The 10,309-nt window shown below is 30.7% G+C and carries 10 protein-coding genes and 2 tRNA genes; 11 read left to right on the forward strand and 1 reads right to left on the reverse strand.

The genetic code is table 11. The features are described from left to right. Window positions 1–164: 164 nt before the first annotated feature. Window positions 165–239 (reverse strand) — tRNA-Pro (locus tag CVD18_RS19585). Between the two features lie 293 nt (window positions 240–532). Between CVD18_RS19585 and CVD18_RS19590 the strand changes: the two genes are divergently transcribed. From CVD18_RS19590 to CVD18_RS19640, 11 genes are all read left to right on the forward strand, one after another. Beyond that, window positions 533–1,831 carry a cytochrome ubiquinol oxidase subunit I gene (locus CVD18_RS19590; protein WP_103867195.1) on the forward strand — a complete coding sequence of 433 codons (1,299 nt, stop codon included), beginning with the start codon at window positions 533–535 and terminating at the stop codon, window positions 1,829–1,831. A gap of 6 nt (window positions 1,832–1,837) precedes the next feature. Continuing rightward, window positions 1,838–2,875: a cytochrome d ubiquinol oxidase subunit II gene (locus CVD18_RS19595; protein ID WP_103867196.1), complete on the forward strand. Its 1,038-nt coding sequence runs from the start codon at window positions 1,838–1,840 to the stop codon at window positions 2,873–2,875. A 36-nt stretch (window positions 2,876–2,911) separates the two neighbouring features. Next, window positions 2,912–2,986 (forward strand) — tRNA-Pro (locus CVD18_RS19600). 279 nt (window positions 2,987–3,265) lie between these two features. After that, window positions 3,266–5,455, forward strand: a complete 2,190-nt coding sequence (locus CVD18_RS19605; RefSeq protein WP_233194597.1) for a tetratricopeptide repeat protein — start codon at window positions 3,266–3,268, stop codon at window positions 5,453–5,455. Continuing rightward, window positions 5,452–6,189 carry a LytTR family DNA-binding domain-containing protein gene (locus CVD18_RS19610; RefSeq protein ID WP_103867197.1) on the forward strand — a complete coding sequence of 246 codons (738 nt, stop codon included), beginning with the start codon at window positions 5,452–5,454 and terminating at the stop codon, window positions 6,187–6,189. The genes CVD18_RS19605 and CVD18_RS19610 overlap by 4 nt, the downstream gene beginning before the upstream one ends. A gap of 162 nt (window positions 6,190–6,351) precedes the next feature. Then, window positions 6,352–6,918 carry a hypothetical protein gene (locus CVD18_RS19615; RefSeq protein WP_146052864.1) on the forward strand — a complete coding sequence of 189 codons (567 nt, stop codon included), beginning with the start codon at window positions 6,352–6,354 and terminating at the stop codon, window positions 6,916–6,918. A gap of 29 nt (window positions 6,919–6,947) precedes the next feature. Next, complete coding sequence (locus CVD18_RS19620) at window positions 6,948–7,334, forward strand: hypothetical protein (protein WP_103867199.1); 387 nt, start codon at window positions 6,948–6,950, stop codon at window positions 7,332–7,334. A gap of 56 nt (window positions 7,335–7,390) precedes the next feature. After that, window positions 7,391–7,807, forward strand: a complete 417-nt coding sequence (locus CVD18_RS19625) for a hypothetical protein (RefSeq protein ID WP_103867200.1) — start codon at window positions 7,391–7,393, stop codon at window positions 7,805–7,807. After that, on the forward strand, window positions 7,804–8,745 hold the full coding sequence (locus tag CVD18_RS19630; protein ID WP_103863869.1) for an IS1595 family transposase: 942 nt from the start codon (window positions 7,804–7,806) through the stop codon (window positions 8,743–8,745). The genes CVD18_RS19625 and CVD18_RS19630 overlap by 4 nt, the downstream gene beginning before the upstream one ends. A gap of 36 nt (window positions 8,746–8,781) precedes the next feature. Continuing rightward, window positions 8,782–9,048 carry a Rid family hydrolase gene (locus CVD18_RS19635; RefSeq protein WP_103867201.1) on the forward strand — a complete coding sequence of 89 codons (267 nt, stop codon included), beginning with the start codon at window positions 8,782–8,784 and terminating at the stop codon, window positions 9,046–9,048. A gap of 85 nt (window positions 9,049–9,133) precedes the next feature. After that, window positions 9,134–9,763: a 7-carboxy-7-deazaguanine synthase QueE gene (locus tag CVD18_RS19640; protein ID WP_103867202.1), complete on the forward strand. Its 630-nt coding sequence runs from the start codon at window positions 9,134–9,136 to the stop codon at window positions 9,761–9,763. Window positions 9,764–10,309: the final 546 nt, after the last annotated feature.

Here is a 10,309-nt window from a genome sequence, read left to right on the forward strand (position 1 = left end):
AAATAAGCTCTGTAAACTGTTTTAAAATAATCGAATCTCAATATTACGGCTTCAAATGAAAAAAGCGATTAAATAAACATTGATTTTATTTAATCGCTTTTTTCTAGTCATTGCTGAAAAAGTTAAGCTTTTTCAGTGCCCTCTTAATACAAGACCTCTTTTTGTCGGGGTGGCAGGATTCGAACCTGCGACCTCCGCGTCCCAAACGCGGCGCGATAACCGGGCTACGCTACACCCCGAAGTATAGTGTTTCTCTTTCGAGGGTGCAAATATAGGTAAATCATTTAAAATAAAAACAAATAGTTTCATAAAGTGAAAAATATTTTAAAAAGTTAGTTATTATATAATTCTATAACACTAGAAATATCGAATTATTCCATGAATTATAATAAAGATATTTATCATTAGTTTTCAGAATGTTAAAGTGTATCTTTTTAATAAAAAACACTAGTAAGATCAAGTGATAAACCACACTTAGATTGTATCTTTGTAATATTAATTTTGAAGCCAATTTCTTCTCTAAATTTTATCTATGGAAAATCTTGATGCGGCAAGACTCCAAATGGCATTTACCCTTATATTTCATATTGTTTTTGCTTGTATTGGTATGGTCATGCCTTTTTTTATGGTAGTATCTCATTATAAATGGTTAAAAACACGAGACCAGATATACCTCACTTTGACCAAATCATGGCAAAAAGGAGTCGCTATATTTTTTGTTACTGGAGCGGTCTCGGGCACTGCATTATCTTTTGAGTTAGGATTACTCTGGCCAGAGTTTATGAAACATGCTGGGCCGATTATTGGAATGCCTTTTTCATTAGAAGGAGCTGCTTTTTTTGTAGAAGCAATAGCGCTGGGGTTTTATTTATATGGATGGAATAAACTACCAGAAAAATTTCATTGGGTTACAGGGATTATTATAGGTCTATCTGGTGTAGCCTCAGGGATTTTGGTTGTAGCCGCAAATGGTTGGATGAACTCTCCCAGTGGATTTGATTATATAGATGGTCAATTCTTGAATATAGATCCTATACAGGCAATGTTAAACCCTGCTTGGTTTACACAGGCACTACATATGACTTTGGCTGCTTTTACAGCTACTGGTTTTGCCGTTGCAGGAATTCATGCATATCAAATATATAAAAATAGAAAAGTAGCCTTACATAAAAAAGCTTTCAAAATAGCAATCACTTTTGGAGCGATTGCAGCAATTTTACAACCTATAAGTGGTGATATTTCTGCAAAAGACATAGCACAACGCCAGCCTGTAAAACTGGCTGCAATGGAGGCTCATTATACTACCGAAAAGAATGTTCCATTATATATAGGAGGAATTGTAAATGCAGAAAAACAAGAGGTAAACTATAAAATAGAACTTCCTGGAATGTTATCTTTTCTTGCTTTTTCAGATTTTAATGCAGAAGTAAAAGGGTTAAATGATTTCCCTGAAGATGAACGTCCTAATGTAGCTATGGTACATTATGCTTTTCAAATTATGGTGGGTATAGGTACACTATTACTTTTTGCAGGTATTTTATATTTTGTTTCCTTAAAAAAGAAGCATTGGTTTAACAATAATAAATATTGGTTGCTATTTATTGTATTGGCTCCCATGGGATTTTTAGCCTTAGAAGCTGGGTGGATAGTTACAGAAGTGGGAAGACAACCTTGGATTATACATAAAGTTATGAGAACTAAAGATGCTGTGACACCAATGCCTGGTATTGTATTTAGTTTCTATATGTATATTGTCGTGTATCTGGCATTATCGGTTGCAGTTACATGGCTAATGCTAAGGCAGATTAGAGTATTAAATAATTCAAATTAGTAGATTATGTTATATGTAGTATTATTCTTTTTGATGTTTTCTTTATACCTATATGTCGTTTTAGGTGGCGCCGATTATGGGGCTGGAATTGTAGAACTTTTTTCATCTAAAGAGAATCAAAAAATCACTAAGAAGACTATTTATCGTGTAATGGGACCCGTTTGGGAGGCTAATCATATTTGGATTATTATTTTGATCGTAATTTTATGGATTGCCTTTCCTGTCTACTACAATATTATGGTAGTCAATTTACATATACCTCTTACTATCGTATTATTAGGAGTTACACTTAGAGGAGTAGCTTTCGTGTTCAGACATTATGATGCTGTAATCGATAATTCTCAAAAATTATACGATAGTCTTTTTATGATATCTAGCTTGATCACTCCTATATTTTTGGGAATGGTTTTTGGTGCTTTAATATCAGGTAAAATAGAAGTGGTAGAAGATGTAACAGCATTGACATTTTATGAAGCTTTTGTACAACCTTGGTGTAATGTTTTCAGTATTCTGGTTGGATTATTCTTTGCCGCACTTTGTGCCTTTTTATCTTCGATTTTACTAATTGGTGAATCAGATGAAAAAAATGAAAACATATATATTAGGAAATCTGCTATTGCTACAATTGTGGTATTTACTATAGGATTACTCACTTTTGGGTACGGATATAGTAATGGAAATGTATTTATTCTAGATTTTTTGAAAAGTCCATTTGCAATAGTTGCTGTTATTTTTTCTGCAATGTTATTGATTCCACTATGGAGAACTATTAAGAAAGGAAATAAAATATGGAGCCGTTTTTTTGCAGGATTACAAGTGTTTTTAATTCTACTGGCCGCTTTGATATCACATTTTCCAGATATACTTATTACCAAAACAGGAAGTATTAGTTTGATAGAGGATATAGCTCCAGATAGTGTTATCAAAGTCTTAGGAATTTCACTTATTATAGGAGGTACAGTCATTTTACCTGGGTTATTTCATTTACTGAAATCTTTTAAAATGATAAAAATTTTAGAACGAGATAATAATCCTCTAATTTAAACTGAAGATTATTATATTTGCTATCTAAAAATTTTTCGGGTAGTAGCTTAGTCTGGTTAAAGTGCTGGTCTGGGGGACCAGAGATCGGAGGTTCGAATCCTCTCTACCCGACTGAACTAAAACCCTATTTGTCAGTAGACAACGAGGGTTTTTCTGATTATATAGGGTAGTTCACGTCAGTAAATTGTATTTTTTAACTCTCTCTTTTAAAGGAAAAAACGATAGAAATAAAAAAAATGATATGAACCCTTTGGTGATTTCTTCATAGCTTTATAAAATATTCCATATTAAATTTTTTACGATAGAAAATTATTCTACCCTAATCTAAAAAATAGTAGATTTAGCACCCCCTATTTATATGAATACTAAAAATTAGTTTAATAATTTATTATGAGTCCTATCAGCAGATATATTCTTTCTTTACTTAGTTTTTTGTTTTTGGCAGGAAACATGCAAGCGCAAAATAAAAAGATAGATAGCTTAAAGAATGAATTAAAAATCTATACAAAGAAAGATACGGTTCGTGTAAAAATTCTCAATCACTTAGCTTTTTATCATTATAGAAGTAATCCACCACAATCATTAGTATATGCTGAACAAGCGGGTAAACTTGCGGATGAAATAAAATCAACAAAAGGAAAAGCTCGTAGTTTTTATATGAAAGGGATTACTTATATGGAACAAACTAAGTTTGAAGTTTCTATTAGCAACTTTAAAAAAGCAATAGAGCTATATGCCTCAATAGATGACTTAAAAGGAATAGCAGGTTGTAAGAACGGTATGGGAGCTTTATATAATTATAGAGGTAATCAGAAACTTGCTTTAAAATATTTTAAAGAGGCATTGGCTATAGATCATAAACTTGGAATAAAAAAGAATATACCTAACTACCTCTATAATATAGGCAATATTTACTCTGGTATGGGAAAATATAAAGAAGCTTTAATTAATTTAAAAAAAGCATTAAACGCTTATACAAATAGTAATAATAAACATGGAATACTTAGTTGTTTAAATGCAATAGCCGTGGTGTATATAGAGCAAGGTAATTACTCATTATCTTTGGAGTATCATAACAAATCATTAGACGTTGCCGAAAAGTCTAATGATTCTATTGGTATTTTTCAATCCCTAAATAATATTGGTAACATCTATAAACAACAAAAATTTTATGATAAAGCACTAGGTTTTTATAATAAGGCTTTGAGTATTCAACAGGCTAAGCATAATACCAAAAACATTAATTCTATAACAAATAATATTGGGAGCATCTATATCAATAAAAAGGAATTTAATAAAGCTATCCTTTATTTTAAAAAATCTATTAAGGTAAGTAAAGAGGTTAATGATAATGATTATTTAGCCATTGGCCTTAATGGTTTAGGTTTTGCGTATTTGGGAATTAAAAAATATTCAAAAGCTTTAGCTAGCTTTCAAGAAGCAAATAAAATCACTAATACTACTCAAAAAAAATACGAATTATTAGAATCTTATATAGGTATTGCAAGTGTATATTACTATATGAATAAATACAACTTGGCATTAGTTAATGCTGAAAAAGGAGCTCAATTAGCAACTAAATATAAATTTTTAAAACACCAACGAGATGCTTATGAGTTACTCTCCAAAATAAACAATAAAATAGGAGAGCACGAAAAAGCTTTTTTAAATCATCAACAGCTAAAAAAATTAAATGACAGTCTTTTTAATAGAGAAAACATTAAGAAAATTGCAGAATTAGAATACGAGTATAAATATAAAAATGAGTTAGCATCTGCAGAAAAAAGAGAATTAAGGTTGACCAAAACAGTAAAAACAACCTCTCAAAGTTTAGAAAAATCACAACGTAACTTATTACTTGGTGTAATAGCTTTTTTAATAACAATTTTAATTTTCGGAGCAACAATTTTCTTTTTAAAATTAAGAAACGAAAAATCTAAAACACAGAATATAGTAATTGAACAAAAATTGTTACGCTCGCAAATGACACCTCATTTTATTTTCAATTCACTTTCTGTATTGCAAGGCATGATTTTAAATAAAGAAGAGAAAAAATCTGTTTCTTATTTGTCAAAATTCTCAAAATTACTTCGAATTATTTTAGAAAATTCAAGAGACAAAATAGTTTTACTTTCTCAAGAGTTAACTGCCATAGAAAACTATCTAGCACTTCAGAATTTAGAAAACGAAGCATATACATATACCGTTTTTGTAGAGGATACCATAGATGTATCGGTGTTTAAAATTCCGCCAATGCTTATTCAGCCATTTGTTGAGAACGCCATAGAACACGCATTTGTAAACCAAAAAGAAAATAGAATACTTGATGTTCATCTATCCTATTTGAACAAAAAGTTGATTTGTACGATTACTGACAACGGTATTGGGATTGACTCTCTGGTAAAAAGTAAAAATCAAGATAAAAAATCATTGTCTACCACAATAACCTCTGAACGATTAAAGATGTTATCTAATGATTTTAAAATGAAAGGTTCAGTTATTATTGAAGATAGACAGAAATATAACGAGCAAGGAACCATCGTTACTTTAATAATTCCTTATAAAATTTTAACCATATGAAAACATTAATAATAGAAGATAAGGAATACATAAGAAAAGGCTTACTCAACCTATTGCAATTAATAGATGCAGAGATAGAAGTAATAGGGGAATGTGAATCGGTAAAAGATGCTGTTGTTGTAGCAAATGCTTGTAAGCCAGAATTAATTTTTCTGGATATTAATCTTACTGATGGTACTGGGTTTGATTTTTTAGAACAAACCGAAAACTTATCCTTTAAAATCATTTTTATTACTGCTTATGAAGAACATGCCTTACAAGCCTTAAAAATTGGTGCAGTAGATTACCTTTTAAAACCTGTAGATGTAGAAGAACTACAAATGGCATTACAGAAAGTGACTGAATTACCCATAACAAAACAAAAACAGCAGGTTAAGATTGCAAAAGAAGCTTGGAGCAATGAAGATTCTAAATTAATATTGTCACTCCATGACAGTTTTCAGGTCGTAGATTTAAATGAACTATTATTTTGTGAATCAGATAAAGGGTATACAACATTTTATTGCAGTGACAATAAAAAATATATGGTTTCCAAAACCTTAAAAGAATTTGAAGAACGTCTTTCTAAAGCTAGTTTTACACGCCCACACCAATCATTTATGGTTAACTTGAAATTTATAGATAAATACGACAAGTCTGGTGTTATTTATTTAAAAAACGGAAAAAAAATACCAGTATCTTCTCGTAAAAAGGAACACTTTTTAAGCACATTTTTAAATTGGAATAATCACTAAATTTCTTCCTTTTACAGATATTTAATCAAATATCTCATTTATTTGTTCTACTTCTTCAGAAATAGATTCTCTATTTTCTAAGACATTCTTACACACTACTTTTATTGGTGTATAAATAAAATCATTATAAATATTATGATGATAAACCAAAAACAAATTAAAATGAAAGTATTAAAATTTACAGCACTAGTAGGAGTAATAATTACACTACTATCTTGTGGAGGAGGAGCTAGTAAACAACCGGCCAATGCAGAAGGATTTGCAGTAATAGAGGAGGAAATAAAAAGCAAATTTGGTGATGAAGCTTATTTTACACATTTATCAATTGCATACAATAAATCTATTGGCAATATGATTGGGGTAACCGTTACAAAAGCTCCAGAGTCTTTAAAAATGGGGCAATGGAATTTATCCCAAGGTAATTGGACGCAAAATTCAGAAATATCTTTAGAAGTCCCAGAAGGAACAAAAGCTGTAGACTTTATGTTTCAGTTAAACGAAAAAATTAATCTCTCAAAATTAGGTGAATTAGTTGAGAGTTCTTGCAAACAATTAAAAGAAGAAAAAAGTATAGAAAATCCAACTTTGAGTATGGCACAGATAAAATTTCCAAAAAATGGAGATATAACTAAAACTGAATATGTTGTAATAATAATACCAGAAAATGGAGGGACTAATTTTATCTTTAGTTATGAGCTAAACGGAGATTTTATTGGATTGAATTACTAATCTTTCTTACTATCAAATTTATTATACAGATGGAAAAAATAATTACAGTTAAAGATCAGTACAATTCATTAGATACACTTCATGGTTTTTTGAAAACAGCATCTTCTTTTGAATGTTCTAAAAAGTATGATATCTGGGAAGTTAGAAAAGATCATAACGGACAAATAGCGCAATGTGTAATTCTTAAAAAAAGCGCAATGCATGGAATTAAGCTATATTTCACAGAAGATAATACGGTAAAAATGAATCATATTATACCAAGTTCGATTATGAATGTTTATTTTGGTAAAAGTGTAAAGATACGAAGAGGGATTATTGAATTAATTGCTGGAAAAATAAAAGATGCATTGCTAGCACCTGCTCAGAAAAAAGTATTTCAAGAGCTGGAAACAGTGGTAGATAAAGTAGCGGTATAACATAATAAATCTCAATAGTATAAAGAGAGTATAAAAAGATTGATATATAGTAAACTATGAAAAGGCTTTTAATAATTGTAATAGCAATAACCTTGACAGGATGCGGAAACGGCTATTTTTTTGAGACTGAAGCAATATATCAAGCAAGCATTTCAAACCTTAAAGTTAATATCACCGCAACAGGACATGTCTTAGATGGTAATGATCTTACTGATGGATTGGCAACAGGTATGATTACAAGTGTGAAATTTTCAGATACTATTTGTTTTAAGGCAAATACGATTAAATTCATATCGCTTAGCTGCAAGAAAAATAAAATCACTACTCCAATAAACTTTACAACTTCATTGGAGTATTGTCTTAATAAAATCGGATATTTAAGCTATAGCAAACAAGAATTAATAGAGCTTGGAGAAATTATTAAATATGCTTATCCTTATGTTTCCCTATTACTTGGTATCTTTAAAGTATGAAATTAATTGAGTTTTTTAAGCATTATCCAGACGAGGAAAGCTGTAAGATAGCATTTAAATCGTATCGTTTACAAGAAGGTGTAACGTGTAAAAAATGCGGTAGTACTTCACATTACTGGAAAAAGAACAGAGAGCAATGGGAATGTAAGAGCTGTAAGCATCGTACCACTTTGAAGAGTGGAACGGTAATGCAGAGCAGTAAATTGCCCTACCAATACTGGTTTATAGCCATGCACTTAATAACAAGTACAAAGAAATCATTTTCTGCTAAAGAAATTCAACGTCAAATAGGTCATAAACGTTATGAGCCTATCTGGTCAATGGTTCATAAATTACGAAGTGTTATGGGGCTTAGAGACGAACAATACGAATTAGGAGAGGAAATAGAATTAGATGAAGGTTTTTTTGAAACTGTCTCTATAACAAGGGATAAAACAGAACCATTAAAACGAGGACGGGGAAGTCAGCGTCAATCAACGGTGTTGGTTGCAGCAGAATCAAGAGTAGAAGAACAAAATTATAATCCTAAAAAACATAGAACTAAAAAACGTGTAGGATATTTAAAGATGACGGTTATTGAATCATTAAAAAAAGAAGATTTAGCTGTGGTGGTAAAGGAAAAGGTAAAAAAGAATACTAAAATTGTTTCAGACAAATCAAACAGTTATAATAATTTGAAAGAGGATTATAATTTGGATTCTAAAGTGGTTCCAAAAAAAGAAATTAACACAATATTACCATGGGTGCATACAGCAATAAGCAATGCTAAGAGATTGCTACTTGATGTACATCATAGAATAGATGATGATTTTCTTCAAAACTATCTAAATGAATACTGCTTTAAGTTTAATCGAAGGTATTTTGATAATATTTTCGATAGACTGATGGTCGCAGCTGTATCTAATAGATGGAATTATCTTGGGGAAGAAAACGGATAAGCATAAAAAATAATTATAATTTTCAGATGTAAACAGATGAAAAAAACAATTCTTCTTATATGTCTTTTAATGATTTTTACAGGATGCACTATGAATACTTCTGATTCTGAAAAAGAAGTAGTTTTTCATAAGACACACGAACCCAAAAAATCAAAAGCTCCATTTTCTGATATTGTACAAGTTGGAGAATTATACTTTCTCTCTGGGCAGATAGGTATGGATCATAGTATAAGGGAATTAGTTGATGGAGGGATAAAGGAGGAAACAAAGCAAGCTTTGGAAAATATAAAAGATGTTTTGTAGCATAAACAAGAGTTATACTAAAGACTTTTTTCTTATTCTAATTATTGTAAAATCGTAATTTAATATTATTTACCTTTGCACACTTATGCAAAAGAGTGTACAGAAATTGGTAAATGATGGAAAAATGCTTCCTCTGATGGAAGAATTTTATACCATTCAGGGAGAAGGTTATTATAAAGGGACAGCAGCCTATTTTATAAGAATAGGAGGTTGTGATGTAGGATGCCATTGGTGTGATGTAAAAGAAAGCTGGAATGCAGATTTACATCCTCCAACCGATACCGATGTGATTATAGAAAATGCTCTTAAACATAGTAATGTAATTGTAGTCACAGGAGGAGAGCCTCTTACTTGGAATATGATCCCACTTACAGATGGACTAAAAGAAAAAGGAGCTAAAACGCATATCGAAACATCAGGAGCATATCCTCTTACAGGTGATTGGGATTGGATTTGCCTTTCTCCTAAAAAAAGAATGCTACCAAAAGAAGAGGTTAGTAAAAAAGCAAATGAGCTAAAATGTATTATCTATAATAAAAGTGATTTTGAATTTGCAGAAAAACAAGCTGCAAAGGTTTCGGGGGAGTGTGTGTTATATCTTCAGCCAGAATGGAGTGTAAGAGATAAGGTCGTACCTATGATTGTTGATTATGTAATGAAAAACCCAAAATGGAAAGTATCATTACAAACACACAAATATCTTAATATCCCATAATAATACTTGTAAACACCTTGATTTTTAGTGTAATACCGTAGTTTTATTCTGTGAAACGAGTAAAATTTACCATTCGTCGAACAAAAGTGTTATTTTAAACACACTTTTTGGTCAGTTAACGATTTTTTGAAAAGACAACTGATAATATGCTTTAAATTTATAGTATAATTATAAAATCAGGATGTTATGAAATATATTACTACTTTTTTTGGACTAAAATTTAATATTATAATAAGTTTTTTAAGAGATTTACCAGGAGCATCACGTTATGCGATGGGTAAATAGATTGGGCATGGGTATAATAATATATTACTTGTTATTACATGCTATAGTGCTTTGATTAAGAGATTGTTTTGCAGAGACAATCTCTTAATTTTTATAATAAGAACTGATTTAAACTTTTTTTTGAATTGTAAAAACGGGCTGCCGATATTTGCGTTACGACACGTAAATTATTTAAAATCAGCTCATTATGTACAGTGTACTAGACAAATATACAATAGAAATGGAAATAATTCCACACATACCATTAGCCAAGCGAGGGTT

The sequence above is a fragment of the Aquimarina sp. I32.4 genome (genome assembly GCF_002924285.1).
In the GTDB taxonomy this organism is placed as follows: domain Bacteria; phylum Bacteroidota; class Bacteroidia; order Flavobacteriales; family Flavobacteriaceae; genus Aquimarina.

Coding starts and splice junctions, on each gene's coding strand:
- CVD18_RS19590 (WP_103867195.1), top strand. CDS start 533: ATGGAAAATCTTGATGCGGCAAGACTCCAAATGGCATTTACCCTTATA.
- CVD18_RS19595 (WP_103867196.1), top strand. CDS start 1,838: ATGTTATATGTAGTATTATTCTTTTTGATGTTTTCTTTATACCTATAT.
- CVD18_RS19605 (WP_233194597.1), top strand. CDS start 3,266: ATGAGTCCTATCAGCAGATATATTCTTTCTTTACTTAGTTTTTTGTTT.
- CVD18_RS19610 (WP_103867197.1), top strand. CDS start 5,452: ATGAAAACATTAATAATAGAAGATAAGGAATACATAAGAAAAGGCTTA.
- CVD18_RS19615 (WP_146052864.1), top strand. CDS start 6,352: ATGAAAGTATTAAAATTTACAGCACTAGTAGGAGTAATAATTACACTA.
- CVD18_RS19620 (WP_103867199.1), top strand. CDS start 6,948: ATGGAAAAAATAATTACAGTTAAAGATCAGTACAATTCATTAGATACA.
- CVD18_RS19625 (WP_103867200.1), top strand. CDS start 7,391: ATGAAAAGGCTTTTAATAATTGTAATAGCAATAACCTTGACAGGATGC.
- CVD18_RS19630 (WP_103863869.1), top strand. CDS start 7,804: ATGAAATTAATTGAGTTTTTTAAGCATTATCCAGACGAGGAAAGCTGT.
- CVD18_RS19635 (WP_103867201.1), top strand. CDS start 8,782: ATGAAAAAAACAATTCTTCTTATATGTCTTTTAATGATTTTTACAGGA.
- CVD18_RS19640 (WP_103867202.1), top strand. CDS start 9,134: ATGCAAAAGAGTGTACAGAAATTGGTAAATGATGGAAAAATGCTTCCT.